The 26,215-nt window shown below is 71.2% G+C and carries 20 protein-coding genes; 17 read left to right on the forward strand and 3 right to left on the reverse strand.

What is annotated here, in order from left to right:
- The first annotated feature begins 3 nt into the window (after positions 1-3).
- Genes asnB through ACWFR4_RS36930 form a run of 16 tightly spaced genes read left to right on the forward strand, consistent with a single transcriptional unit; the run spans position 4 to position 20,456 of the window.
- On the forward strand, positions 4-1,938 hold the full coding sequence (gene asnB, locus ACWFR4_RS36855) for an asparagine synthase (glutamine-hydrolyzing) (RefSeq protein ID WP_453656188.1): 1,935 nt from the start codon (positions 4-6) through the stop codon (positions 1,936-1,938).
- Positions 1,939-1,967: 29 nt separating this feature from the next.
- On the forward strand, positions 1,968-4,145 hold the full coding sequence (locus ACWFR4_RS36860; RefSeq protein WP_453656189.1) for a bi-domain-containing oxidoreductase: 2,178 nt from the start codon (positions 1,968-1,970) through the stop codon (positions 4,143-4,145).
- The gene (locus tag ACWFR4_RS36865; protein WP_453656190.1) at positions 4,142-6,115 is read left to right on the forward strand and encodes an alginate lyase family protein; all 1,974 of its coding nucleotides are present in this window, start codon (positions 4,142-4,144) and stop codon (positions 6,113-6,115) included. The genes ACWFR4_RS36860 and ACWFR4_RS36865 overlap by 4 nt, the downstream gene beginning before the upstream one ends.
- Positions 6,116-6,123: 8 nt before the next feature.
- On the forward strand, positions 6,124-7,644 hold the full coding sequence (locus tag ACWFR4_RS36870) for a right-handed parallel beta-helix repeat-containing protein (protein WP_453656191.1): 1,521 nt from the start codon (positions 6,124-6,126) through the stop codon (positions 7,642-7,644).
- Position 7,645: 1 nt separating this feature from the next.
- Positions 7,646-8,887 carry an O-antigen ligase domain-containing protein gene (locus ACWFR4_RS36875; protein ID WP_453656192.1) on the forward strand — a complete coding sequence of 414 codons (1,242 nt, stop codon included), beginning with the start codon at positions 7,646-7,648 and terminating at the stop codon, positions 8,885-8,887.
- A gap of 2 nt (positions 8,888-8,889) precedes the next feature.
- Entirely contained in the window at positions 8,890-10,131 is a 1,242-nt protein-coding gene (locus ACWFR4_RS36880) for a glycosyltransferase (protein WP_453656193.1), read from the forward strand.
- Positions 10,128-11,363 carry a class I SAM-dependent methyltransferase gene (locus ACWFR4_RS36885; protein ID WP_453656194.1) on the forward strand — a complete coding sequence of 412 codons (1,236 nt, stop codon included), beginning with the start codon at positions 10,128-10,130 and terminating at the stop codon, positions 11,361-11,363. The genes ACWFR4_RS36880 and ACWFR4_RS36885 overlap by 4 nt, the downstream gene beginning before the upstream one ends.
- Entirely contained in the window at positions 11,360-12,154 is a 795-nt protein-coding gene (locus ACWFR4_RS36890) for a glucose-1-phosphate cytidylyltransferase (RefSeq protein WP_453656195.1), read from the forward strand. The genes ACWFR4_RS36885 and ACWFR4_RS36890 overlap by 4 nt, the downstream gene beginning before the upstream one ends.
- Complete coding sequence (locus ACWFR4_RS36895) at positions 12,151-12,801, forward strand: PIG-L deacetylase family protein (protein WP_453656196.1); 651 nt, start codon at positions 12,151-12,153, stop codon at positions 12,799-12,801. Before ACWFR4_RS36890 ends, ACWFR4_RS36895 begins: the two co-directional genes overlap by 4 nt.
- Positions 12,802-12,804: 3 nt before the next feature.
- Positions 12,805-13,830 carry an NAD-dependent epimerase/dehydratase family protein gene (locus ACWFR4_RS36900; RefSeq protein ID WP_453656197.1) on the forward strand — a complete coding sequence of 342 codons (1,026 nt, stop codon included), beginning with the start codon at positions 12,805-12,807 and terminating at the stop codon, positions 13,828-13,830.
- Positions 13,827-15,101 carry a DUF4910 domain-containing protein gene (locus tag ACWFR4_RS36905; protein WP_453656198.1) on the forward strand — a complete coding sequence of 425 codons (1,275 nt, stop codon included), beginning with the start codon at positions 13,827-13,829 and terminating at the stop codon, positions 15,099-15,101. The genes ACWFR4_RS36900 and ACWFR4_RS36905 overlap by 4 nt, the downstream gene beginning before the upstream one ends.
- Before the next feature lie 5 nt (positions 15,102-15,106).
- Complete coding sequence (locus tag ACWFR4_RS36910) at positions 15,107-16,396, forward strand: hypothetical protein (protein ID WP_453656199.1); 1,290 nt, start codon at positions 15,107-15,109, stop codon at positions 16,394-16,396.
- Positions 16,393-17,352, forward strand: a complete 960-nt coding sequence (locus ACWFR4_RS36915; RefSeq protein WP_453656200.1) for a glycosyltransferase family 2 protein — start codon at positions 16,393-16,395, stop codon at positions 17,350-17,352. Before ACWFR4_RS36910 ends, ACWFR4_RS36915 begins: the two co-directional genes overlap by 4 nt.
- Entirely contained in the window at positions 17,349-18,575 is a 1,227-nt protein-coding gene (locus tag ACWFR4_RS36920; protein WP_453656201.1) for a polysaccharide pyruvyl transferase family protein, read from the forward strand. The genes ACWFR4_RS36915 and ACWFR4_RS36920 overlap by 4 nt, the downstream gene beginning before the upstream one ends.
- Complete coding sequence (gene rfbC / locus ACWFR4_RS36925) at positions 18,572-19,123, forward strand: dTDP-4-dehydrorhamnose 3,5-epimerase (RefSeq protein ID WP_453656202.1); 552 nt, start codon at positions 18,572-18,574, stop codon at positions 19,121-19,123. Before ACWFR4_RS36920 ends, rfbC begins: the two co-directional genes overlap by 4 nt.
- Positions 19,124-19,130: 7 nt before the next feature.
- Positions 19,131-20,456 (forward strand): glutamate-1-semialdehyde 2,1-aminomutase, encoded by a 1,326-nt coding sequence (locus ACWFR4_RS36930; RefSeq protein WP_453656203.1) that lies wholly within the window; start codon positions 19,131-19,133, stop codon positions 20,454-20,456.
- 32 nt (positions 20,457-20,488) lie between these two features.
- Here the strand turns inward: ACWFR4_RS36930 and ACWFR4_RS36935 are convergent, their stop codons facing one another.
- Positions 20,489-21,199: a phosphatase PAP2 family protein gene (locus tag ACWFR4_RS36935; protein ID WP_453656204.1), complete on the reverse strand. Its 711-nt coding sequence runs from the start codon at positions 21,197-21,199 to the stop codon at positions 20,489-20,491.
- 545 nt (positions 21,200-21,744) lie between these two features.
- Between ACWFR4_RS36935 and ACWFR4_RS36940 the strand changes: the two genes are divergently transcribed.
- Positions 21,745-22,842 carry a MerR family transcriptional regulator gene (locus tag ACWFR4_RS36940; RefSeq protein ID WP_453656258.1) on the forward strand — a complete coding sequence of 366 codons (1,098 nt, stop codon included), beginning with the start codon at positions 21,745-21,747 and terminating at the stop codon, positions 22,840-22,842.
- Between the two features lie 468 nt (positions 22,843-23,310).
- Here the strand turns inward: ACWFR4_RS36940 and ACWFR4_RS36945 are convergent, their stop codons facing one another.
- Entirely contained in the window at positions 23,311-24,753 is a 1,443-nt protein-coding gene (locus tag ACWFR4_RS36945; protein ID WP_453656259.1) for an outer membrane protein assembly factor BamB family protein, read from the reverse strand.
- Between the two features lie 427 nt (positions 24,754-25,180).
- Complete coding sequence (locus ACWFR4_RS36950; protein ID WP_453656205.1) at positions 25,181-26,206, reverse strand: LacI family DNA-binding transcriptional regulator; 1,026 nt, start codon at positions 26,204-26,206, stop codon at positions 25,181-25,183.
- Positions 26,207-26,215 lie beyond the last annotated feature (9 nt).

The following is a 26,215-nucleotide window of genomic DNA, read 5'->3' on the forward strand; positions in this document are numbered from 1 at the left end:
TACATGTGTGGCATCGCAGGCACTTACCGGTGGCCGGACGGAAAGGCCGTGACCGACCGGCTCACCGAGACCCTCGCCCACCGCGGTCCGGACGGGGCGGGCCGCTACAGCCACCCCGCCGGTGACGGGGAAGTGCACCTCGGGCACCGCCGGCTGTCCATCATCGACCTGTCCGAGACCGGCGCCCAGCCGATGGTCTCGGGGGGCCTCGTCCTCACGTACAACGGAGAGCTGTACAACGCGCCTGAGCTGCGCGCCGAATTGGCGGCCACCGGGGTGCGCTTTCGCGGCACCTCCGACACCGAGGTGGTCCTGGAGGCCTGGCGGCGCTGGGGCACCGACTGCCTGCCCCGGCTGCGCGGCATGTTCGCGTTCGGGGTCTTCGACGAGCGCACCGGCGAACTGGTGCTCGCCCGCGACCAGTTGGGCATCAAGCCGCTGTTCCTGCTCCGGCGCGGCCAGGGCCTGATGTTCGCCTCCGAGCTCAAGGCGCTCGCCGCCGCCACCGGCGGATCGCTGGAGGTGGATCACGCGGCCCTGGTGGCCTCGCTCCTCTACTACTGGGTGCCCGACTCGCGGTGCTCGTTCCGCGAGGCGGAGAAGCTGCCGCCGGGGAGCTGGCTGCGGTGCCGGCCCGACGGCCGGGTGGAGCGCGGCCGTTACTGGAACCTGAAGGATGTCGCCGCCGAGGGCCAGGAGCGTGCCCGTAGCGGTGAACAACCGGACCTGGCCGCCATCGTCGAGGAGTCGACCCGGCGGCACCTGCTCTCCGACGTACCGGTGGCGACCTTCCTCTCCGGCGGCCTCGACTCCAGCTACCTGACCGCCCTCGCGTCCCGCCACCAGCCCGGGATCTCCGCCTACACGATCGGGTTCCGCGCCGAGGACGCCAAGTTCGAGGCGATGCCCGACGACCTGCGCTACGCCCGGCAGGTGGCCGCGCGGTTCGGCGTCGACCTGCACGAGATCGAGATCGCGCCGAACGTGCTCGACCTGCTGCCGCAGATGACGTACCACCTGGACGAGCCGATCGGCGACCCCGCCGCGATCAACACGTTCCTCATCTGCTCGGCCGCCCGCGAGGCCGGGGTCAAGGTGATGCTCTCGGGGATGGGCGCCGACGAACTGTTCGCCGGGTACCGCAAGCACCTGGCCAACCTGATCGCACTGCGCTACCAGCGCATCCCGCGGCCTCTGCGGCGCGGGCTGTCCAGGGCGGTGGACCGGCTGCCGGTCGCCACGGCCCGCCGGGGGTACCGGTCGGTGCGCTTCGCGAAGCGGTTCCTCTCCTTCGCCGACCTGCCGGAGGAGACCGCGTTCCGGCGCAGCTACACCATGTACGACCAGGACGAGCTGCTCGCCCTGGTCGATCCGGACCTGGCCGGCACGGTCGACGACGTACTGACCGAGCACGCGGACATCTACCAGGACAACGAGCTCGACGACTTCGTCAACCGCATGTGCCTGGGTGACTCCCGGATGTTCCTGCCGGGCCTCAACCTCGCTTACACGGACCGCTCCAGCATGGCCGCCTCGACCGAGGTGCGGGTGCCGTACGTGGACGTCGAGGTGGTCAAGGCGGCGTTCGCCGTGCCCGGCGACCGCAAGATCGTCGGACGGCAGGGCAAGGCCGTCCTCAAGGAGGCGGCCACCTCGATCCTGCCCCGGGAGATCGTGTACCGGCCCAAGGGCCTGTTCAGCGCCCCGCTGCGGGCCTGGATGAGCCGGGACCTGGCACCGCTGGTGCGCGAGGTGGTCAACGACGGCGTGCTCGTCAACTCCGGGCTGCTGCGCCGCGACGCGCTGGCGCGCATGGTCGCCGAGGACGCGGCCGGGCAGCGGGACTTCTCCAAGCATCTGTGGCATGTGCTGACCCTCGAGTACTGGTACCGCGACGCGACCTCCGGGTCCGGCCGGAGCACTCGCTCGGCAGCGTAGAAGACGGCTTAGAAACAAGGGGACTTCGGGTGAAACAGGTAGTTCAGAACTACAAGAGCGGCGAGCTCGCGGTGCTCGACGTGCCGGTGCCGGGATGCAAGCCGGGCGGTGTGCTGGTCCGCACCGCCTACTCGCTGATATCCACCGGGACCGAACTCATGAAGGTGTCCGAGGCCGGCATGTCGATGCTGGGCAAGGCCCGCTCCCGGCCCGACCAGGTGGCCAAGGTCATGCAGAGCGTGGCCACCAACGGCGTGGGCCCCACCTATCAGAAGGTGATGGGCAAGCTGGACTCCTACACCCCGCTGGGCTACTCGCTGTGCGGCGTGGTCGAGCAGGTCGGCCCCGGGATCGACGACGTGAAGGTCGGCGACCTCGTGGCCTGCGCCGGCAACGAGCACGCCCTGCACGCCGAGCTGAACTGGGTGCCGAAGAACCTCTACGCCCCGGTGCCCGACGGCCTCGCGTCGCGGCACGCGGCCTTCGGCACCGTCGGGTCGATCGCGATGCAGGGCGTCCGCCGCGGCGAGCCCCAACTGGGCGACGTGGCCCTGGTCATCGGCCTCGGCCTGATCGGGCAGCTGGTGGTGCAACTGCTCGCCGCCTCGGGGGCCCGCGTCGTCGGGGTCGACCCCGACCCGGCGCGCTGCGAACTCGCCGAGCGCCTGGGCGCCGCGGCCTGCGGCGATCCCGAGTCCGCGGCCGTGGAAGCCGCCGTCGCCGAACTCACCGACGGGCACGGCGTGGACCAGGTGTACCTGGCCGCCGGTGGCGGCAGCAACCAGCCCGTCGAGCTGGCCGCCCGGCTGTGCCGGGACCGCGGCCGGGTCGTCGACATCGGCAAGTGCCGCCTCGACCTGCCGTGGAACGCGTACTACGAGAAGGAGCTCGACGTCCGGTTCTCCCGCTCCTACGGTCCCGGACGCTACGACCCGGAGTACGAACTCGGGGGACGGGACTACCCGATCGGCTATGTGCGCTGGACCGAGCGCCGCAACCTCGCGTGCTTCCTCGATCTCCTCGCCCGCGGCAGCGTCGACGTGGAGCCCCTGGTCTCCCACGTCGCCGACCTCGACGACGCCGTCGAGACGTACCAGCGCCTGAAGGACGGCGAACTCAAGGCCGTGGCCGTGCTGTTCCGGTACCCCGAACACACGGCTGAGCCTCAGGCCCCGGCGGTGGCCGTGCCCACGGTGAACGTGAAGCGGGTTCCGGCTCGGGTCGCCCATGCGCCGGTGCGCCTCGCATTCGTCGGCGCGGGGAACTACGCGACGTCGATGCTGCTCCCGCACCTGGCCCAGCGCGACGGCGTCACGCTGTCGACCGTTGTCACCACGACGGCGCTGTCCGCGACCAACGCACAGCGGAAGTTCGGCTTCGCCGAGGCGACCACCGACCTCGACGCCGTGCTCGGCGACAAGTCCATCGACGCGGTCTTCGTGGTCACCCGGCACAGCTCGCACGCCGAACTGACCCGCCGAGCGCTCCTCGCGGGCAAGACGGTGTTCGTGGAGAAGCCCCTGGCCCTGACCGAGGACGAGCTGGCCGGCGTGCTCACGGCAGTGGAGGAGTCCGGCAACGACCGGCTGCAGGTCGGCTTCAACCGCCGCTTCGCGCCGCTGCTGCAGGACGCCAGGAACCGGTTCGGCGCCCGGACAGGACCGGCGAGCCTGCGCTACCTGGTCAACGCGGGCCGACTGCAGCACGGCAGCTGGTACCTCCAACAGGGCACCGAGGGCTCGCGCTTCGCCGGCGAGGGCGGACACTTCATCGACACGGCGAGCTGGCTGCTCGAGTCCGACCCGGTCTCCGTGTACGCGACCGCCCCGTCCGGCAACGAGGACCTGCAGGTAGTACTGCACTACCCGGACGGATCCACCGCCACCATCAGCTACGTCACCACCGGCGCGCCCAGCTTCCCCAAGGAGACGCTGGATCTCGTCGCGGACGGCAAGGTACTGCGACTCGACGACTTCGTCCGTGCCGCTGTTTACGATGGCCGCCGTAAGCGGTGGGTCAGTTCGCGGCTTCCCAAAGCCCGGGACAAGGGCCAGAACGCCGAGCTCGCCGCGTTCATCAAGGCCGTGCGGACCGGCGGACCGATGCCGGTGCCGCTGGAGTCGCTGGTCGCCACCACGTCGGCCACCCTCGCCGTGCAGGCAGGCCTGGCCGCCGGCGCGCCGGTGACGCTGGCGAGGCCGCGATGACCATGAGCGCGGGCTGGTACCTGCGACGCCTTTCCCGGATGGCGCCGCGCGAGGTCGGCGGCCGGGTGGGCGACACGGTGCGCAGGCGGCGTTGGCGATCGGCACGGCCCGACTGCCCGAGCGTGACCGGCGCCCGGTTCACCGCGGTCCTGCCGGCCGGGACGATCGCCGGGATCCCCGCGGACGCCGCGAAGCGTCTCGTCGCCGAGGCGGACCGGCTGATGTACGGGCACGTCGAGTACTTCGGGGTGGTCCGCGACGACCTGGACGACCCGGACTGGTGGAGCGACCCGAAGACCGGGCGCCGGGCTCCGTGGGGCTACGCCTTCGACGTGCCGTACCGGAACGAGGACGCGGTCGGGGACATCAAGCAGATCTGGGAGCTGTCCCGGCACCAGTACCTCACCGTGCTCGCCGCCGCCTACGCGGTCACCGGGAACGAGCGGTACGCCGAGCGCGTGGCCGAGCATCTGCGCTCGTGGTGGAAGGCCAACCCGCCGCTGCGCGGCGTGCATTGGATCAGCGGCATCGAGCTGGGCATCCGTCTCCTTTCCTGGGTGTGGATCCGCCGGCTGCTCGACGGCTGGCCGGGCGTGGGCGAGCTGTTCGAGAACAACCCGGTGGCGGTGAACCAGATCTGGCACCACCAGCGCTGGCTGGCCGCGTTCCCCAGCCGGGGTTCTTCGGCGAACAACCACGTCATCGCCGAGGCCGCCGGGCAGTTGGCCGGGGCCTGCGCGTTCGACTGGTTCCCCGCCTCGGCGCGTTGGCGGGCCGGCGCGCTCAAGTCGCTGGATCAGCACCTGCGGAGCAACACCTTCGGCTCCGGCCTCAACCGCGAGCTGGCCACCGAATATCACGGACTCGTCCTGGAGCTCGGCCTGGCCGCGGTGGCCGAGGCCGATGCCGCCGACGTGCCGGTCCCCGCGTCGACCCGGCTGGTGCTGCTGCGGATGACCGACGCGCTCGCGGCCGTCGTGGACAGCCGCTTACGTCCGCCACGCCAGGGCGACGCCGACGACGGGCACGGTCTCATCGTCGACGGCGCGGGCACCGACCGCTGGGCCTCGCTCCTTGCCACCGGAGACGCCGTGTTCGGCCGGCTCGACTGGTGGCCGGCAGTGACCAGAAGCGACGTACGCACCCCGCTCCTCGCCGCGCTCATTCGGCCGTACGCAAAGAATGAGACCGCACCGGCCATGACCCGCCCGGCAAGTCGACCGGCCCACTTCGCCGACGCGGGCATGACCATCCTGCGCAGTCCGGCAGAGAGCGCGCCGGAGGAGATCTGGTGCCGCTGCGACGGCGGCCCGCACGGTTTCCTGTCCATCGCCGCACACGCCCACGCGGACGCGCTGTCCGTCGAGGTCCGCCACGACGGGGTCGAGGTGCTCGCCGATCCGGGTACGTACTGCTACCACGGGCAGCCCCGGTGGCGGCAGTACTTCCGGTCGACCCTCGGCCACAACACCCTGCAACTCGACGGCACCGACCAGTCCGTCTCCGGCGGCCCCTTCCTGTGGACCCGGCATGCCCGAAGCCGCGTCCTGACCGCGGACACCTCCCAGCGGGGCGTGGCCCGCTGGTGCGCCGAGCACGACGGCTACCAGGGCTCGGTCCACCGACGACGGGTCGAACTGACCTACGTGAGACAGGAGTTGAAGGTTGTCGACGAGGTGCGCGGCTCGCGCAGGGCCGAGGTGCGCCTGGCGTTCCACCTCGGCCCGGTGATCGCCGCGGACCTGGCGGGCAACCGCGCCGTGCTCACCTGGACCCGGGACGGCGAGGACCGCTCCGCCGTGCTCGACCTGCCCGGACAGCTGTCCTGGCGCGTGCACCACGGCGAGACCGAACCGCCGCTGGGCTGGTACTCCGCCGGATTCGGGCGCAAGGAACCCACCACCACGCTGATCGGCACCGGCTTCGCCGACGGCGCGGAGGAGTTCACCACCGCGCTCAGGTTCGGCTAGGGGGGCGCGTGGGGATCAAGAGGCGGCACTGGGCGCTGGCGCTGGCCCTGCTGGCGACGACCGGCTGTGAGAGCACGGGCGGCACGGAGGCGAAGCCGGCCACCGTGCCGACCACGGCTGCGCCGTCCACGCCCATGGCCCGGGTGTGCGCCAAGCCCGCGGCCGGGCCGGCGAAGGCGCCGGCGGGCGCGGTGACCGTCGACCCCGCGGTGGTCGGTGACCTGGCGGCGAAGACCAAGAGCAGCCCGCCGCACACCACGTTCTGGCTTCGGCCCGGCAAGCACAGGCTCGAAGCGGACCGCTACGCCCAGGTCATCCCGAAGGAGGGGGACCGCTACGTCGGTGCGCCGGGCGCGGTGCTCGATGGCGGGAAGAAGAACCAGTACGCGTTCGGCGGCGGCGCCCGCAATGTGGCCATCCGCTATCTGACCGTGCAGCGTTTCGTGGCACCGCCGGACGAGGGCGTGGTCAATCACGACTCGGCCGACGGATGGGTGATCGAGCACGCGACGATCCAGCGCAACTCCGGCGCCGGGCTGATGGCGGGCGCCCGCCAGAAGGTCCGCTCCAGCTGCCTGCGCGAGAACGGCCAGTACGGCATGAACGCGTACAAGGCCAACGGCCGTATCAGCGGTCTGGTGGTCGAGGGCAACGAGATCGTGGGCAACAACACCGGCGACTGGGAGCGGCGGCGCGAGGGCTGCGGCTGCACCGGCGGCATCAAGTTCTGGGCCGTCGACGGCGCCGACATCCGCGGCAACTGGGTGCACGACAACCGCGGGACCGGGTTGTGGGCGGACACCAACAACAACGACTTCCGCATCGAGAACAACGTGCTCGAGGACAACGACGGTGCCGCGCTGATCTATGAGACCAGTTACAACGCGGTCATCCGGAAGAACACGATCCGGCGGAACAACTGGGTCGAGGGCCGCAGGGAGGCCAAGAAGGGCGACAGCTTCCCGTACGCGACCGTCTACCTGTCCGAGTCCGGTGGCGAGCCACGGATCCCGGCCCGCACCGACAAGATCGAGATCAACGGGAACGTCCTGGAGAACAACTGGTCCGGGATCACCCTGTGGGAGAACGCCGACCGGTTCTGCAACAGCCCGGCCAACACCTCGTCCGGTGACTGCACGTTGCTCGTGAAGAAGGCGAAGCGCTGCGCGAAGCCGGCGATCGTCACCGCACCGCTCTACGCCGACTGCCGGTGGAAGACCCAGCGGGTGGACATCCACGACAACCGCTTCGTGCTGGACAAGTCCGTCGTCAAGTGCACGGCGAAGTGTGACCGCATGGCGCTCCTCGCCAATTACGGCACCTATCCGGACTGGTCGCCGTACAAGGGCGAGCGGGTGGCCGAGGCGATCACCGCCAAGCAGCACAACCGCTGGTACGACAACGTCTACGTCGGACCGTGGAATTTCGTCGCCAAGGATCAGAGTCAGGTGCTCGACTTCGGGGAGTGGCAGGGTGCGCCCTACCGGCAGGACATGGGCAGTACGTTCCGCTCACGGGACGGTGGTTGAGGTGGCCGAAGCAGGCGCTGCGGGCACACCGAGGATCGTCGGGGTCATCTGGGGGCTGCTGGTCCTCAACACGCTCGGCTCCGCCGGGGCGGAGACCATCGTCCCGCTGCCCCGCTCCCTCATCCAGATGGCCACCATGGGCGCGCTGGTCGCCGCGTTCGCACTGGCGCTCGCGGTCAATCTCCGGCTGCGCATCCGATCCAGCGCCTTTGTGCTGCTGCTCACCCTGCTCCTGGTGCCGAGCGTGATCTCCAGCGTGGATCTGGAGTCCGGGTTCGGTGCGCTGTTCCGCTGCGCCCGCCTCGCGCTCTTCATCGGCACGCTGTGGCTGCTCACCCGCTGGTGGGACGGCGGCCTGACGTTCGTCCGGCACCACATCCGGATGTACTTCGTGGTGCTCGGGTCGGTGGCCGCCGGCCTGGTCATCTCACCGGGCGCGGCCCTGCCGGACCTCTACGGCGGCCGCCTCGTCGGCGCGCTGTGGCCGCTCACGCCGCCGCAGATCGGACAGTACGCCGCGGTGATCATCGGGCTCACCGTGCTGCTCGTCCTGGGGCGCCGGACCGACAGGACCGCCGCGGCGGTGATCATCGTGCCATCGTTCGTCCTGCTGGTGTTGACCCATACCCGGACGGCCACGCTCGGCCTGTTCATCGGGCTTGTGCTGGGGATCGGCTCGCTCCTCCTGACCAGCGCCGCCGCCCGCCGGTTCTTCACCTGGACCGTGGTGTGCGCCACGGTGGCCGCGGTCGGGTTCAGCTCCGCGCTCCAGGCGTGGTTCCTGCGCGGGCAGAGCCAGGAGAACTTCGCCAACCTCACCGGCCGGGCCAAGGTCTGGGACGCCCTCCTCGCGGCGCCCCGGACGACCACGAAGCAGCTGTTCGGCATGGGCCTGGGCGACAAGTCGTTCGACGGGCTGCCCATCGACAACAGCTGGCTGGCCGTCTACCAGGAGCAGGGACTGGTCGGCGCCGCCGTCGTGGCGGCGATCATCCTGGTCCTCGGCGGTGTCGCGTTGCTGCGGCCGCCGTCGCTGCAGCGGGCCTGCGCGATCTTCCTGATCAGCTACTGCGCGATCGCCTCGTACACCGAGGCAGGCCTGGGCGACGCCTCGCCGTATCTGCTCCATCTGGCCGTGGCCGCCTCGCTGTTGGCGGCACCTGCCCAGACCGCGCTCCTGCCGACGCTTCCAGCCCCTCGACGGCACATCCCGCGATGGGCCCGGAGATCGGAGATGACCTGAGCATGCACGTCCTCGTAGTGCACAACCGCTACGCCTCGGCGCAGCCGAGCGGGGAGAACAAGGTCGTCGACCAGGAGGTGGAGCTGCTGCGCGCGGCCGGTCACCGGGCCGAGGTGTTCGAGCGGCGCAGCGACACCATCGCCGCCCGGTCCCTGCCCGGCAAGGTCGCGGTGCCGCTGCTGGTTCCGTGGAACCCGGCGGTGCGTAAGGAACTTGCCGCCCGTCTTCGCGCGGAGCGGCCGGACGTGGTCCACGTCCACAACGTCTTTCCGCTGCTGTCGCCCGCGGTCCTTGCCGCCTGCGCCGACGCGGGCGTCCCCGCCGTGGCCACGCTGCACAACTACACGCAGGTCTGCCCGCCCGGCACGCTGCAGCGGGACGGCCGGCCCTGCACCGAGTGCGTCGGGAAGGGACCGCTTCCCGCGGTCCGGCACGGCTGCTACCGCGACTCCCGCCTTGCGACGGTGCCGCTCGCGGTGAGCCTGTCGGTCAACCGGCGGCGCTGGTGGTCCGGCGTGGAGCGGTTCTTCTGCATCTCCGCGGCGCAGCGCGACACCCTGGTACGGGCCGGCATGCCGACCGAACGGCTGGCGGTGAAGCACAACTTCGTGCCGGAGCCGGGCGTTCGCCGCACGGGCGACGGCGAGCATCTGCTCTATCTCGGCCGGCTCGCGGAGGCCAAGGGCGTACGGCTGCTCATGGCCGCGTGGGACGAGATCGCCGCGGACGGCGGGGTGGGCGTACCGCTGGTGATCGCCGGCACGGGACCGCTGGAGCCAGAGCTCACCGCCTGGGCGGCGGGCCGGAAGGACGTCCGGTACGTCGGCCTGTACGACACGGACCAGTGCCGGGAGGCCGTCGCGCGGTCGGTCGCCGTGGTGGCTCCCTCGACGTGGCTGGAGGCGTTCGGCCTGGTGGTCGTGGAGGCGATGGCGGCGGGGGTCCCGACCGTCGCCGCCGGACACGGCGCCTTCGTCGAACTCGTCGAGGACGGGGTGACCGGGCTGCTGCACCGGCCGGGCGAGGCTGCCTCGCTCGCGGACCGCATACGCCGGATCGCGGCCGACACGGCCCGAAACCGGGAGATGGGCCAGGCGGCCCGGCGCCGTTACGAGCAGGGCTTCAGCCCGGCCGTCGGCCTGGAGCGCCTGGTGGAGGAGTACCGCACCGCGATCGCGGGGCGGTCAGCACTGGCTCGCGGCGGGGACACCCCTGCGAGCAGGGGGGATGGGGACAGAAGATGACACGATGCCGACTGTGCGGCTCGGCGACGCTGGCCAGCGTCGTCGACCTGGGGGCGACCCCGCCGTGCGAGAGCTTTCTCGCCGCGGACCAACTCGACCGAGCGGAGCCCGCGTACCCGCTGCACCTGCGGGTCTGCACCGACTGCTGGCTCGCACAGATACCGCCGCTGATCACGCCGGAGGAGACGTTCAGCGAGTACGCGTACTTCTCCTCCTTCTCGACCTCCTGGGTGGAGCACGCGCGCACGTTCGTCGCCGACGCCGTACAGCGCCTGGACCTCGGCCCCGACGCTTTCGTCGTCGAGGTCGCGAGCAACGACGGGTACCTGCTGAAGCACGTGGCGGACCGGGGGATCCGCTGCCTCGGCATCGAGCCGTCGGTGAACGTCGGCGCTGCGGCGCGCGACGCGGGGGTGCCCACGCTCACGGAGTTCCTGTCCCCGGACACCGGTTCGGCCGTCCGCGCCGAGCACGGCCCGGCGGACCTGGTCGTCGCCAACAACGTGTACGCGCACATCCCCGACGTGGTCGGGTTCACCGAGGGCCTGCGCGCCCTGGTCGCCGACGACGGCTGGGTCTCCATCGAGGTGCAGCACCTGCTGACCCTGATCGAGGAGAACCAGTACGACACGATCTACCACGAGCACTTCCAGTACTACACGGTCGCGTCCGCGATCCGAGCCCTTGCCGGCGGTGGACTCACGCTCGTGGACGTCGAGTTGCTGCCCACGCACGGCGGCTCCATCCGGCTGTGGGCCCGGCCGGCCGAGGTCGCCGGCGAGCCGACCGAGCGGGTGACCGACGTACTGGACCGGGAGAAGGCCGCCGGGCTGCAGGAGCTGTCCGGGTACACCGAGTTCTCCGCCCGGGTGGCCAAGGTGCGCCGGGACCTCCTGAAGTTCCTCATCGAGGCGGCCGAACGCGGCGAGACGGTCGTCGGCTACGGCGCCCCGGGCAAGGGCAACACCCTGCTCAACCACTGCGGAATCCGGCCCGACCTGCTCGCGTACACGGTCGACCGCAACCCCTACAAGCACGGCAGGTTCACCCCCGGCACCCGCATCCCGATCCTGCCGCCCGAGCAGATCAGCACCGACAGGCCCGACTACGTCCTCGTCCTCCCATGGAATCTGCGGGACGAGCTGGTCGAGCAGCTGTCCTTCATCCACGAGTGGGGAGGCCGCCTGGTCTTCCCCATCCCGGAACTGAGCATTGCCGAGGTCAAGTCATGAAGGTCGTCCTCTTCTGCGGCGGATACGGGATGCGTATGCGCAGCGGCGCCGCCGACGATGTGCCCAAGCCGATGGCGATGGTCGGCCCCAGGCCGCTGATCTGGCACGTCATGCGCTACTACGCGCACTTCGGGCACACGGAGTTCATCCTGTGCCTCGGGTACGGGGCGCACCACATCAAGAACTTCTTCCTCAACTACGAGGAGACGACGTCCAACGACTTCGTGCTGCGGGGCGGCAGGACCGAGCTGCTGTCGACCGACATAGCCGACTGGACGATCACGTTCGCGCAGACCGGCATCGAGTCGCCGATCGGTGAGCGGCTGCGCCGGGTGCGCCACCACCTGGACGGCGACGAGATGTTCCTCGCCAACTACGCCGACGTGCTCACCGACGCTCCGCTGCCGGAGATGATCGAGAAGTTCGCCCGGCGCGACGCCGGTGCCTCGATGACGGTGGTGCCGCCGCAGTCGTCGTTCCACTGCGTGGACCTGGGCGAGGACGGCCTGGTGGGGGGCATCACCGCGGTGAGCGACATGCCGCTGTGGGAGAACGGCGGCTACTTCGTGCTCCGCCAGGAGGTCTTCGACCACATACCCGAGAACGGCGACCTGGTCGCCGACGGATGTGCTCAACTGGCCAAGCGGGGGCGGTTGGTGGCGCATCAGCACCGCGGCTTCTGGAAGCCGACCGACACCGTGAAGGAGCGGGCCGCGCTCGACGCCGCCTACGCCCGCGGCGACCGCCCGTGGGCCGTGTGGGAGCGCGACGGGGCGGGGGTGGGCGCATGATCCGGCTCGGGGCCGGGCGCCGCCTGGACCGGATCGTCGCGGTGGGCGCGCACTGCGACGACATCGCCATCGGCGCGGGCGGCACCCTGCTGGCGATGTGCCGAGCACAGCCCGGGGTCCGTGTCGACGCGCTGGTGCTCTCCGGCGGCGGCAGCGAGCGGGAGGACGAGGAGCGGGCCGCCCTCGCCGCCTTCTGCCCGGGCGCCGAACTTCGCCCGACCGTACTCAAGTTGCCGGACGGCCGGATGCCCGCGCACTGGGAGGAGGCCAAGGCCGCGGTCGAGGAGCTGCGCGCGCAGACCGATCCTGACCTGGTCCTCGCGCCGCGTACCGATGATGCGCACCAGGACCACCGCGGCCTGGCGCAGCTGATGACCACCGCGTTCCGCGACCACCTCGTGCTCGGTTACGAGATCGTCAAGTGGGACGGCGATCTCGGCCGTCCGGCGGCGTACCAGCCGCTGTCGCCGGAGACCGCCGAACAGAAGGTGCGACTGCTGCAGGAGCACTATCCCTCGCAGCGCCACCGGCCCTGGTACGACCGGGAGGCATTCCTCGGCCTCGCCCGGATCCGCGGCATCGAATGCCACGCGCGTTACGCCGAGGCGTTCGCCGTCACCAAATTCACGCTCAATCTGGGGGACTGAAAGTTGCGCGTACTGCTCACCGGACACCAGGGCTATCTCGGCACCGTCATGGCTCCGGTCCTCACGGCCGCCGGACACGAGGTCGTCGGCCTCGACGCCGGCCTGTTCACCGACTGCGTTCTCGGCCCGCAGCCCGCGGACCCTCCAGGGCACCGGGTGGACCTGCGCGACGTCACGGCCGAACACGTGGCCGGGGTGGACGCCGTGATCCACCTGGCCGCGCTCTCCAACGACCCGCTGGGTTCCCTGGCGCCCGAGCTCACCTACGACATCAACCACCACGCCTCCGTCCGCCTTGCCCGGCTGGCCCGCGAGGCCGGAGCGCGACGCTTCCTGTACGCGTCCACCTGCTCGGTCTACGGCGCCGCGGGCGGTGACGACCTGGTGGCCGAGGACGCCCCGCTGCGCCCGGTGACGCCGTACGCGGAGTCCAAGGTGCGGGTGGAGGACGACCTGCACGCGCTCGCCGACGACGACTTCAGCCCGGTGTACATGCGCAACGCCACTGCCTTCGGTTTCTCGCCCCGGCTGCGCGCCGACATCGTCCTGAACAATCTGGTGGGCCACGCACTCCTGTCCGGCGAAGTCCTGGTGATGTCCGACGGCACCCCGTGGCGCCCGCTCGTGCACGCCGCCGACATCGCGAAGGCCTTCACGGCCGCGCTGACCGCGCCGCGCGAGGCGGTGCACGACCGGGCGTTCAACATCGGCAGCGAGGTCAACAACGTCACGGTCGCCGAGATCGCCGATCAGGTCGCCGAGGCGGTGTCCGGCTCGAAGGTGGTGATCACGGGGGAGACCGGTGCCGATCCGCGCTCCTACCGGGTGGACTGCTCCCGGTTCCGCGCCGCGATCCCCGGCTTCGACTGCGAGTGGACGGTGAAGCAGGGCGCGCTCGAACTCGCCGACGCCTACCGGAAGTTCGACCTGACCCGGGAGGACTTCGAGCGACGCTTCACCCGCCTCGCCGTGCTGCGCGCGGCGTCCGAGGCCGGCGCCGTCGACGACACCCTGCGGTGGAGCCGATGACCTCGGCCGGCGCGCAGATGCACGAGCTGGTGGAGCGGTTGTACCCCCTGTGCCGGAGCATCACCGGCGACAGTGTGCGCGCCACCCTGGACATCGTCAACGAGTACGTCCCGCTGCAGGTGCACGAGGTACCGACGGGGACTCAGGTCCTCGACTGGACGGTGCCGCAGGAGTGGAACATCCGGGACGCGTACGTCGCCGACCCCGCCGGCAACCGGGTCGTCGACTTCGCCGCCTCCAGCCTGCACGTGCTCGGCTACAGCGTGCCGGTGACGAAGACGATGCCGCTGACCGAGCTGCGCGCCCACCTGCACACCCTGCCGGACCACCCGAACTGGGTCCCATACCGCACGAGCTACTACAAGCCGGAATGGGGGTTCTGCCTGGCCCAGGAGACCTTGGACGCGCTGCCGGACGGCGAGTACGAGGTACGCATCGACTCCACGCTCGCGGACGGCCACCTCACCTACGCCGAGCACGTGGTCCCCGGCCAGATCCCCGACGAGGTGATCGTCTCCTGCCACACCTGCCACCCGTCGCTGGCCAACGACAACCTGGCCGGCATCGCGGTGGCGACGTTCCTGGCCCGCGCCCTTGCGCAGGAGACGCCGTACTACACCTACCGGTTCATCTACGCGCCCGGCACCATCGGGGCGATCACCTGGCTGGCCCGCAACGCGGAGCGGATCGAGCGGGTCAAGCACGGCCTCGTGCTGGCCTGCGCCGGCGACGCAGGCCGACTGACGTACAAACAGAGCAGGCGCGGCGACGCGGAGATCGACCGGGTGATGCGGCATGTGCTGGCCGCCTCCGAACGCCCGCACCACGTCACCGAGTTCACCCCGTACGGCTACGACGAGCGGCAGTACTGCTCGCCCGGGTTCGACCTCGGCGTGGGCTCGCTCAGCCGGACCCCGTACGCCGGGTATCCCGAGTACCACACCTCGGCGGACAACCCGGACTTCGTCTCCCCGGAGGCGATGGCGGACACCCTCGCCGTCTGCCGCGAGGCGTTCGCCGTCCTCGACCGCAACCGGCAGTACGTCAACCTCAGCCCGTACGGCGAACCCCAGTTGGGGCGCCGTGGGTTGTACGACTCGCTCGGTGGGCGCAGCGACGCGAAGCAGGCCCAGATGGCGATGCTCTGGGTGCTCAGCCTCTCCGACGGCGAGCACAGTCTGATGGAGGTCGCCGAGCGGTCCTGCCTGCCGTTCGACACCGTCGCCGACGCGGCCGACGCCCTGCGCGGCGCCGGGCTGATCAAGGCTTGACGACGATGACCATCGAGGGGGAGAAGACGAGGCCGACGGCTGCGACCGCCAGGCGGGGCGTCGTCGGCCGGCTGTCCTGGGGGCTGGCCGACCAGGCGGCCTCCAGCCTGTCCAACTTCGCGGTGGGGATCTACGTGGCCCGCTCGCTCGGGGTGACCGCGTTCGGCGTGTTCAGCCTGGCCTGGGTGACGTACGGCGTGGTGCTCAGCGTCTCGCGCGGCGTGGGCACCGACCCGCTGGTGGTGCGCTTCAGCGGCGTGCCGGACGCGTCCTGGCGTGCGGCGGTGGCCCGGTCGTCGGGTACCGCGCTCGGTGTCGGTGCCGCCATCGGCACGGTGTGCCTGGCGGTCGGCCTCGCGCTCGGCGGCAGCGTGGGGATCGCGTTCGCCTGCCTCGGCGTCATGCTGCCGGGACTGCTGCTGCAGGACGCCTGGCGGTACGCGTTCTTCGCCGCCGGGACCGGGCGTAAGGCGTTCGTCAACGACCTCGTGTGGGGCGTCGCGCTCGTCCCGGCGATGGTGGTGGCCGCCCGCGTGGGCAGCGTGGCCGCGTTCGTGCTGGCCTGGGGCGCGTCCGCCGCGGTGGCCGCGCTGTACGGCTGTCTCCAGTCAGGCATCCGGCCCCAGTTGACCGGAGCGCGCCAGTGGCTGCGCACGCACCGCGATCTCGGCTCCCGGTACCTGGTCGAGAACACCTGCCTCAGCGGTGCGAGCCAGCTGCGGGCGTACGGGCTCGGTGCGATCGTCGGGGTCGGCGCGGTGGGAGCGGTCCGGGGCGCGGAGCTCCTGCTCGGCCCGTTCCTCGCAGTGCTGATGGGGCTGTCCCTGGTCACCGTCGCCGAGGCGGCACGGGTACTGCGGCAGGCCCCGCACCGCCTCGGCCCGTTCTGCCTCCTCCTCGGCGGCGGACAGGCCGTCGCCGCGCTGCTCTGGGGCACGGCACTGCTGCTGATGCCGGACCGGATCGGCGCGTTCGTACTCGGCGACGTCTGGCACTCCGCCTCCCAGCTCATCGTGCCGGCCGTGCTCGGTGTCGCGGGCGCCGGCCTGGGCACCGGGGCGGCGGCCGGGCTGCGCGCGCTCGCCGCGGCCCGGCGCAGCCTGCGCAGCCAGTTGTTCGCCTCCGCCTGCTACGTCAGCGGCGGTCTCGGCGGGGCGGCCGTCGCCGGCACGGTCGGCTCGGCCTGGGGCGTCGCCGTCGCGACCCTCTGCGGCTCGGCCGTGTGGTGGCTGCAACTGCGGACCGCCCTGCGTGAGCACCACCAGAACCACATCCGTGAAGTGAGGACGTCATGACCCCCCACCGCCCCCGGCTCAGCATCGGCCTGCCCGTGTACAACGGCGAGGAGTACCTCGCCGAGTCGCTCGACGCCCTGCTCGGCCAGACCTATGAAGACTTCGAACTGGTCGTCACCGACAACGCCTCCACCGACGGGACCCGGGACATCTGTGGCAAGTACGCCGCGAGGGACTCGCGCATCCGCTACATCCGGCTGCCCCGGAACATCGGCGCCGCGCCGAACCACAACTACGTGTTCACCCAGTGCCGCGGCGAACTGTTCAAGTGGGCCTCGCACGACGACCTGTACGCCCGGGACCTGCTGAAGCGGTGTGTCGAGGCGCTGGACGAGCGGCCGGACGTGGTCCTCGCGCACTCCGGCCAGGCGGTCATCGACGGCGACGGCCAGGTGAAGGTCCCGTACGAGTACGGGATCGACACCGACTCGTCCCGCGCGCCGGAGCGCTTCCGCAGTTTCCTCTTCGAGCCCGGAGGCGACGACTTCTACGGAGTGATGCGGGCCGACATGCTACGCCGGGTGAAGCCGCACGACAGCTACCACCACGCGGACCGCACGTTCGTCGCCGAGATCGTCCTGAACGGCCCCTTCCACCAGGTGCCGGAGCTGCTGTACTTCCGCCGCGACCACCCCACCCGCGCCGAGCGGGCGAACCCTTCCAAGCGCTCCCGCTGCGTCAACCTGGACCCGCGCCGCGCAGGCCTGCTGCACCCGACGCCCCGGCTGCTCGCCGAGTACGTCTGGGGCTTCGCCTCGGCGATCCGGCGGGCGCCGCTGTCCCCGGCCGACCGGCGCGCCTGCTACCGCCACCTCGCCGCCTGGATGACCAGCCGCGCCCGGCCCGGCGCCGGCGAGCGGGTCGAGGACCGCGCACCGATCGACCCCGCCGGGCTCACCGTCTGCGTCGACGCCCTCGTCGCCGGGCGTGAAAGTCGTGAAGGGAGGCAGGCTTGACGCCCGTGCGCGTCGGGGTGTTCGGCCTGCTCGGCTCCGGCAACCTCGGCAACGACGGGTCCCTCGAAGCCGTGCTCGGCTACCTGCGCGCCGAGCACCCAGGGGCGGTTGTGGACGCGCTGTGCGGCGGACCCGAGATCGTCGCGACCCGGTACAACATCCCTGCGACGCGGCTGCATTGGTACCGCGGGGAGTACCTGACCGCTTCGCGGGTGGGCGCGATCGTGAGGAAGGGTCTGGGAAAACTCGTCGACGTCTTCCGCACCGCTGCCTGGGTGCGCCGGCACGACGTGGTGATCGTGCCGGGCATGGGCGTCCTGGAGGCCACGCTGCCGCTGAGGCCGTGGGGCTTCCCGTACGCGCTGTTCCTGCTCTGCGCGTCCGGCCGGCTGCTCGGCACCCGGGTCGCGCTGGTCAGCGTCGGCGCGGACACGATCGCCAACCGGTCGACCCGGGCCCTGGTGCGCTGGTCGGCGCGGCTCGCCACCTACCGCTCCTACCGCGACGACCTGTCCCGCGAAGCCATGCGGGCCATGGGCGTGGACACCACGCGCGACAAGGTCTACCCGGACCTCGCCTTCTCCCTGCCGGCGCCGCCGGCGAGCGTGCCCTCGGATCCGCCGAGCGGCCCGGTCTGCGTCGGCGTCATGGCCTTCCACGGCAATGACGGCGACCGCGCCCGCGCCGAGGAGATCCACCGGCGCTACCTCCACGGGACCATCCGGTTTGTCCGCGCGCTGGTCGAGGACGGCAGGCCGGTCCGACTGCTCACCGGCGACGAGTGCGACGCACCGGTGGTCGCCGCGATCCGCGACGCGGTCGACTCGCCGCTGGTCACCGCCGCCGAGGCGACCTCGCTCGCGGACCTGATGAAGGAGATGGCGGCCGCCGACACCGTGGTGGCGACCCGCTACCACAACCTGATCTGCGCGCTGAAGGTCGGCGTGCCGACGCTCGCGCTCAGCTACGCGGCCAAGAGCGACGCGCTCATGGACCGGATGGGTCTCGCCGCGTACTCCCACCCCGCCCGCGAGGTCGACGCCGAGCGGCTGCTCGGCCAGTTCCGGACGCTGGAACAGCGAGCGGTGGAACTCCGGCGGACCCTCACCGAGCGGAACCTGCTCGCCGCTCGGCAACTTGAGCACCAGTTCACCGCCTTGACCACGGCCCTCTTCCCGGTGGCCGACCACACCCACGCCCATGCCCTACGGGAGGCACCGTGAAAGCCAGAGAAGTCCCGGAGATCGACGGCGCGTTCCTGTTCGAGCCGACGCCGTACGCCGACGAACGCGGCTTCTTCTGCCGCACCTTCGACGCCGACGTGATCCGCTCGGTGGGCCTCGACCCGGACGCCTTCGTCCAGGACAGCGTGTCCCGCTCGGTCCGGGGCGTACTGCGAGGCCTGCACCTGCGTTCCGGTGCCGGCGAGGCCAAGCTCGTGCGCTGCTCGTACGGGAAGATCTTCGACGTCGTCGTAGATCTGCGGCCCGGCTCACCGACCTACCGCAACCGGGCCTTCTTCGAACTGTCCGGCGACACGCAGGTGACGCTCTACATCCCGGCGGGCTGCGCGCACGGCTTCCAGGCGCTGACCGAGACCGCCGACACCTCGTACCGGATCGACCGCCCGCACGATCCGACCGAGGACGTGACGATCGCCTTCGACGACCCGGAACTCGCCCTCCCCTGGCCGCTGTCGCCCGTGTCGATGTCCCAGCGGGACCGGGAGGCGCCGAGCCTTGCCGAGGCCCTGAAACAGAAAGAGAGCTGAAGACAGCGTGGACACCGAAGAGTTCCTCCTGCCCCGGTCGCAGCAGGCGAACGAGCGGCTGCACACCCTGATCCCCGGGGGCGCGCACACCTACGCCAAGGGCGACGACCAGTACCCCGAGCACCTGGCCCCGGTCATCAGCCACGGCCACGGCGCCCACGTGTGGGACATCGACGACAACCGCTACATCGAGTACGGCTCCGGACTGCGATCGGTCAGCCTCGGACATGCCCACCCGCGCGTGCTCGAGGCGGTGCGGCGCGAAATCGACCGCGGCAACAATTTCGTACGGCCGTCCATCGTTGAGGTCGAGGCCGCCGAACGCTTCCTGGCCACGGTGCCGACCGCCGAGATGGTCAAGTTCGCGAAGAACGGCTCCGACGTCACCACCGCCGCGGTCCGCTTGGCCCGCGCCGCCACCGGGCGCCCACGGGTGGCCCTCTGCGGCGACCATCCGTTCTTCTCCGTCGACGACTGGTTCATCGGCACCACGCCGATGTCCGCCGGCATCCCGGCCCAGACCACCGAGCTCACCGTCGCGTTCCCCTACGGAGACCTGGCCGCCACGGAGGAGCTGCTCACCCGGTACGAGGACGAGGTCGCATGCCTGATCCTCGAACCCGCCGGCCACACGGAGCCGCCGCCCGGGTATCTCGAAGGCCTGCGTGAACTGGCCGACCGGCACGGCTGCGTACTGATCTTCGACGAGATGATCACTGGTCTGCGCTGGTCCGAGGCGGGCGCCCAGGGCCTGTACGGCGTCACCCCCGACCTCTCCACGTTCGGCAAAGCGCTGGGCAACGGGTTCGCCGTCTCCGCGCTGGCCGGGCGCCGCGACCTGATGGAGCGGGGCGGCCTGCGCCACTCCGGAGACCGGGTGTTCCTGCTGTCCACGACGCACGGTGCGGAGACGCACTCGCTGGCCGCCGCGATGGCCGTGCTCACCACGTACACCGAGGAGGGCATCACCGCGCGCCTGCACGACCTCGGCGAGCGGTTGGCCGCCGGGGTCCGCGAGGCCGCGGCCGGCATGGGCGTAGGCGACCACATCGTCGTCCGGGGCCGGGCCAGCAACCTGGTCTTCGCCACCCTCGACGAGAACCTGCAGCCGTCGCAGGAGTACCGCACCCTGTTCCTGCGCCGGCTCCTCGCGGGCGGAGTCCTTGCCCCGTCGTTCGTGGTGAGCAGCGCGCTCGACGACGCCGACATCGACCGCACCGTCGAGGTGGTGGCCCAGGCGTGTGCGGTGTACCGGAAGGCGCTGGACGCCGCTGACCCCACTTCCTGGATGGGCGGGCGGCCGGTGAAGCCGGTCTTCCGGCGCTTGGCGTGACGAGACGCGCTGCGCCGTCACGTCACGTGACGTCAGGGAAGCTTCCGCCGACGGGCGTCGGACATTCGGTGCTCCAGCCGGTCGGCGGCCCTCTCGCTCAGCCGGTCGGCCATCCGGTCGACCAGCCAGGCGGTCGCCGGTATCACCACCAGCGCGGTGCACCAGCCGCCGAGGGCGTCCGTCGGGTAGTGCGCGCCCAGGACGACCTGCGCCCAGCCCATGGCGGCGCCGGCGACCAGCGCCGCGCCGAGCACGAGTGAGGTGCCGGCCGTTCCGCCCAGGCCGAGCCGGCCCGTCGCGAGCAGCGCCACCACGAGGGCGAGCGCGGTGGCGAAGGCGGTGTGCCCGCTCGGGTAGGACAGGTTGTCGTCGCCGTGGATGGTGCGCCCCACCACGTGCTTGAGCAGCGTCGTCGTTCCTACGGTGAGGGCGGCGCTGGCGACGACGAGCACCGCTGCGCGAGGACTGCGAAGCAGCAGCAGGCAGCCCGTCACGACCGCCACGATCAGCATCGCCGATCCCGCGGGCTCGCCCAAGAAGTCGGTGGCCAGAGCGACGTGCCGCCACAGCGGCCCCACACCCTCCACCGCCGACCAGACCCGCCCGTCCACCCGGCTGGGCTGACCGTCCCCGGCGTACAGGACCCCGAGCACGACGACCACCAGCGCGGCGAGGCCCCCGACTAGCCCGAGCCGCACGCGCAGCGACGGGGGCAGCACCGTGGGCACCTGACGGCGAGTCATACGCCCACCAAGTCAGGCACGAACTGGACTGGATCGACTTCCACTTCAGCTCCGGCCAGGCGATCCAACGCGAGCCCTCCCTCGTGTGCGAACCACCCTCCAGCGACCACAACTGCCCATGGGGGCACCGATCAGCCGCTCCGTGTCACCCTAACCAACCGTTCCCTGTTCGATCTGTCGCTTTGGCATACGGATGCGCACGAGATGTGCCAAACAGTCATTTACGGTCTGTCTGCCGGCAACTCAGTTGAAATGACCGGTGTTGGCGCCTGGCGCCGAAGGCCGGCAGGCTCGTCGATGGACGCCTGAAGTCACTTGCCCGGCACGTGGGCACCTGCGTGTCAGAGCAATCCAGAAAAGCGATTCCTCCCAGGCGTGAACACCCGGGGTTTCCGTGCTGGATCAAGCTGAACCAGACCATCGCTTTGGCTCGCAGGAGTCGCTTCGGACCGCTGCTTCGTTCGGCTCTTGCTGTCGTGAGTGAGGCTCTTGACCCTCACGTGACGTCAGGCTGCATAGTCAGTGCCGTGAAGGATCACTGGACTGTGGGACGTGTGGCCGAGCTGGCCGGCGTGAGCGTCCGCACGCTGCATCACTACGACGAGATCAGGCTCGTTCGGCCGTCGGCGCGGACCGCGGCCGGGTACCGGGCCTATTCGGCGGGCGACGTGGAGCGGCTGCGGGAGGTGTTGGCCTATCGGCGGTTGGGCTTCGGGCTGCGGGAGGTTGCGGAGTTGGTCGGCGACTCGTCCACCGACGCGGTCGCGCACCTGCGCCGACTGCGCGGCCTGCTGCTGGAGCGGCGTGATCGCGCCGACGCCATGGTGGCGGCCATCGACAGAGAACTTGAGGCACGGGCGAAGGGACTGATGGTGACACCGGAGGAGCAACTGGAGATGCTCGGTGCACGGCTGTACGACGCGATCGGCGGCGCTTACACCGCGACACGTCGTACCGAGCCGCGGATCGCCGCGCAGATCTGGGACGCTCTCGGCGACGCGCAGACGGTGCTGAACGTCGGGGCGGGCACCGGCTCCTACGAGCCTGCTGATCGGAACGTGACCGCGGTGGAGCCATCGGCGGTCATGCGGGGACAGCGGCCTGCTGGTTCGGCGCCGTGCGTGGCCGCCGCCGCGGAGAGTCTGCCATTTGAGGACCAGTCCTTCGACGTCGCGATGGCTGTCTCCACCGTGCACCACTGGGGGGACCCGGTAGCGGGGCTGCGCGAGATGCAGCGCGTGGCACGACGCGTGGTGGTGCTCACGTTCGACACCGACGAGCCCGGATGGCAGGACCGATTCTGGCTCACCCGCGATTACCTGCCCGAGTTCGCTGCCGTCCTCGCGGAGTTTCCCTCGCTTGCCGGGATGGCCGACGCGATCGGTGCCCGCGCCGAGCCGGTGCCCGTCCCGTGGGACTGCGCTGACGGCTTGTTCGAGGCGTACTGGCGCCGGCCGGGGGCGTATCTGGAGGATCATGTGCGCCGTGCGATGTCGGTGTGGACGAGGGTCGGGCCGGAGGCCGAGCAGCGGGCGGTGCGAAGCCTTGGCGACGACCTCGACTCCGGCCGATGGGCCAAGCGCAACAGCGACCTCGCGGACCTCGACGCGGCAGATCTTGGCCTCCGCCTACTCGTAGCTTGACCCGCGTCGCGGGTTCAGCGCCATGGCGGCTTCTGGACGGCCCGCTGGTTCGGCTGGCTGTCAGGCGGCTCCTCCCGTGTGGTGCCCGGTCAGTCGGCCTGGGCTTGTTCGGCTTGGGCGCGGGTGGCGGCGAGGCGGTGGACATCTCACCTTGCTATGCCGTCAAGTCGGGGGACTGGGGGAGCCGTGTAGCGTAGTCCGCCTATTCGAACGGGCGAGAGGGAACGTTGGTCGACGTCACCGAACACCCCGGGCGCGGGGCCCAGTTCGATGTCGCATCGCCCTTTCCTGCCGGACCCGTCACGTCCACGCCGGGGTCCCCGCCGGGAGAGGGATCACCGGTCCCCCAGATCCAGCCGGGGTCGCCTCACCGGTCCGCCGCCGGCTCCATGCCGCTCGGCGGCTGATCACGTCGCTCGGCGCGCGATTTCCCGTGGGCATGCACCCGGTCGGCACGTACGGAAAAGGTCAGCGGCTGACCCTGAGGAGGGGCGGCGTGACGCCGGTCCCGTCGGGGTTGACGAGGAGCCAGTCGCCGTCGCGGCCGGGCACAAGTTGGGCGGCCTCGGCGACGTCGTCGGTGCCCTCGCGGATCAACGGCCCCTCGGTGAGGTGTCCGGTGCGCGGGTCGAGGGAGCCGATCCGCCCGCCCGCGAGGACGGCGAGCCGGTTCCGGGGCAGCCGGGTGAGGGCCGTGACCGGCCCGCCCGCCCCGGCGTGCCACAGTCGCCGTCCGCTGCCGAGCCCGTAGCCGGACACGGCGCCGGGGACGGCCTCGCCCGGCTTCGTCACTGCGGTCACCAGAACGTCTCCGACGACCACGGCGCGGAGCGCGGGCCGGGCGTCGAAGCCCTGTCCGGTGTCCACGGTCATGCGCAGGTCTTCCTCGTGCCCCGAGACCTTCACCGACGCGCGCAGGCGGTCCTGGTCGCCGAAGGCGAGCACAGCGTCGGTCCCGCGGTCGTCCTTCTCCTTGAGCCAGAGCGTGAACGGCCGGGCCGAGAGGACCATGACCGTCTCCCAGCGGCTCTCCGCCGGCAGCGCGGTACGGCGTACGTGCGTGCCGGTCGCGGTGTCGAGCGAGACCAGTTCCAGCGAGCGGAACGCGGAGCCGCTCATGCACTGGACGACCACTCGGGTGCGGCCCGCCGCGGCCGAGGCGACGACCGGCGAGCAGTCCTCGTCGAGGTCCAGTTTCCAGCGCGGGACGCCTGCGCGCAGGGCGAAGCCCCGTACGGCGGTGGCCTCCAGGGCGACGGCGACGCCGCTGTCGGCGGCCACCCGACCGTCGGTGGGCAGCCCGAACCCGGCGCCGCCCTTGATCTTCCGATCCCATAGCTTGCGGCCGCTCGTGGTGTCCACGCCCCACACTGTGTCGCACGGTTCATCCTCGCGGCCGAAGGCGATGACACCGATGCCGTCGACCACGGTGTCGCTCATCGCGCACGCCGATCCGCGCATGGGTGCGTCAAGGCTCCAGTGCTCATGCCCGTCGGCGAGGTCGTAGCTGGTCAGACCGTCGGTGCGGGCGCGGACGACGGCGCTGTCCAGGGCCCAGTTGCCCACGCCCTTGACGGTGCCTGGCCGGTCGACCGGCGCGACCCAGGCCCGGTCGAGGACGGGGCCGCGCATCCACGCGTACGCCTGCCATCCCGGCCAGAGGGCGAGGATCATGCCCGTGACGACGAGCACGGCGGGCAGGGCCTTGCCGGGCCGGATCCTGGTCAGTTCGGCGACCCGCCAGTTGACCAGGACCGTACCCGCGAAGGTGCACAGGAACGCCAGCAGGATGGTGGGGGTGGTGCCGTCGGGGCAGGGGCTGAACCTGCCGCCGCACGCGTTGCCCGGTATCGAGGTCCAGCCGAACCAGTGGAAGGCCACCGCGAGTCCGGCGACCAGCCCGGCCACCACGACGAGCAACGCCTTCCCCCATACAGCTCCCCATGTTCCGCGCGCAGGTCTGCTGTCCTCCACCACGTCGCCCCCCAGGCGTCAACTGCCTTGTCTCTCCCCAGAGATGCGGCGGTTGATCCTAACCCCCCGAACGGTGGAGCGGCCCGAGGCGAGGGACAGCGGGGCGCCCGGGTCGCCCCAGGGTCAGGACTCGGCATCCACCAGTGCCACGAGTCGGTCGACGGGCAAGGAGCCCGCCTCGCAGTACCACCTGAACAAATTCGCGCTCGCATTTTGTCAGGGGGGCTGCGTGACGCTGAACGACGGCAATCGTGAGAAGAGAGGTATGGCCTGAGCAGGACGATGCCTGCCGCCGATCGACGGTCCTCGCCTGCCACGGCCCGTTCACGTCCTGCGGTCGGCCACGGTGATCAGAGCAAGACCGTCAGGGCAGCCCGTAGCGGACGAGCGACGTGGGGATCACCGCGTGGTGGGTGGGCGCCGGGCCCCGGCCGGCGACGTCCTCGCCGAGCCGGCGTACCAGTAGACGGCCCGCCTGCCGACCCAGTTCGTCGCTGTCGTACGCGGCGATGACCAGTGGCAGCCCGAGCACGTCGGCGAGCTCGAAGTCATCGAACCCGGCGAGCGCGATGTCGGTGCCGGCCGCGCGAATCGCCCTGAACGCGCCGATGGTGTTGCGGTTGTTGGAGCAGAACAGCGCGGTCGGCGGCTCGGGCAGGGCGAGCAGTTCGGCGGTCGCGCGCGTCGCTTCGTCGGTGTCCTGCGGGCCGAGGCGTATATGGGTCTCGTCGCGTGCGATCCCCGCGTCGGCGAGCGCGTCGGTGTAGCCGCGCAGGCGTTCGGCGCCGGTGTAGACGGAGGGCGCAGAGCCGACGAAGCCGATCCGCCGGTGCCCCGCGGCGAGCAGGCTGCGGGTGGCCGCGCAGGCCCCGCCGTGGTCGTCGACGAGGACGCAGTCGGCACTGAAGCCGTGCGGCGGGCGGCTGGCGACGACAACCGGCACCCCGCCGGCCGCGGCGGCGGCCAGGTGGCGCTGGTCGTCGCCGGCGGGCACCACGATGATGCCGTCGACGCGGCGGGCGACGAGGCCCTCCACGAGGGAGCGTTCGCTCGCGAGGTCGTGGCCGGTGTTGCCGATGACGGTCTTGAGGCCGTGCCCGCTGACGACGGCGTCGACGCCGAGCGCGAGCCGCGAGTAGAAAGGGTTGGCGAGGTTGGTGACGACCAGTCCCACGAGGCCGGTGCCGCCGCCCAGGCGCAGGCTGCGTGCTATCTCGTTGCGCCGGTAGCCGAGTTCGTCGGCGACGGCCCGCACCCGGGCGGCGGTGTCGGGCGCCACCTTCGGGTCGTCGCGCAGGACCCGTGAGACGGTCATGGCGCTGACCTTGGCCTGCCGCGCGACGTCCCGGAGCGTCGGGTGCGGGTCCTTCGCCCCGCGGGTTTCGGACATCTGCCCCGT

It is taken from the genome of Streptomyces sp. NPDC055140 (assembly GCF_053607285.1).

Coding starts and splice junctions, on each gene's coding strand:
- asnB (WP_453656188.1), top strand. CDS start 4: ATGTGTGGCATCGCAGGCACTTACCGGTGGCCGGACGGAAAGGCCGTG.
- ACWFR4_RS36865 (WP_453656190.1), top strand. CDS start 4,142: ATGACCATGAGCGCGGGCTGGTACCTGCGACGCCTTTCCCGGATGGCG.
- ACWFR4_RS36880 (WP_453656193.1), top strand. CDS start 8,890: ATGCACGTCCTCGTAGTGCACAACCGCTACGCCTCGGCGCAGCCGAGC.
- ACWFR4_RS36885 (WP_453656194.1), top strand. CDS start 10,128: ATGACACGATGCCGACTGTGCGGCTCGGCGACGCTGGCCAGCGTCGTC.
- ACWFR4_RS36890 (WP_453656195.1), top strand. CDS start 11,360: ATGAAGGTCGTCCTCTTCTGCGGCGGATACGGGATGCGTATGCGCAGC.
- ACWFR4_RS36895 (WP_453656196.1), top strand. CDS start 12,151: ATGATCCGGCTCGGGGCCGGGCGCCGCCTGGACCGGATCGTCGCGGTG.
- ACWFR4_RS36905 (WP_453656198.1), top strand. CDS start 13,827: ATGACCTCGGCCGGCGCGCAGATGCACGAGCTGGTGGAGCGGTTGTAC.
- ACWFR4_RS36910 (WP_453656199.1), top strand. CDS start 15,107: ATGACCATCGAGGGGGAGAAGACGAGGCCGACGGCTGCGACCGCCAGG.
- ACWFR4_RS36915 (WP_453656200.1), top strand. CDS start 16,393: ATGACCCCCCACCGCCCCCGGCTCAGCATCGGCCTGCCCGTGTACAAC.
- ACWFR4_RS36935 (WP_453656204.1), bottom strand. CDS start 21,199: ATGACTCGCCGTCAGGTGCCCACGGTGCTGCCCCCGTCGCTGCGCGTG.
- ACWFR4_RS36950 (WP_453656205.1), bottom strand. CDS start 26,206: ATGTCCGAAACCCGCGGGGCGAAGGACCCGCACCCGACGCTCCGGGAC.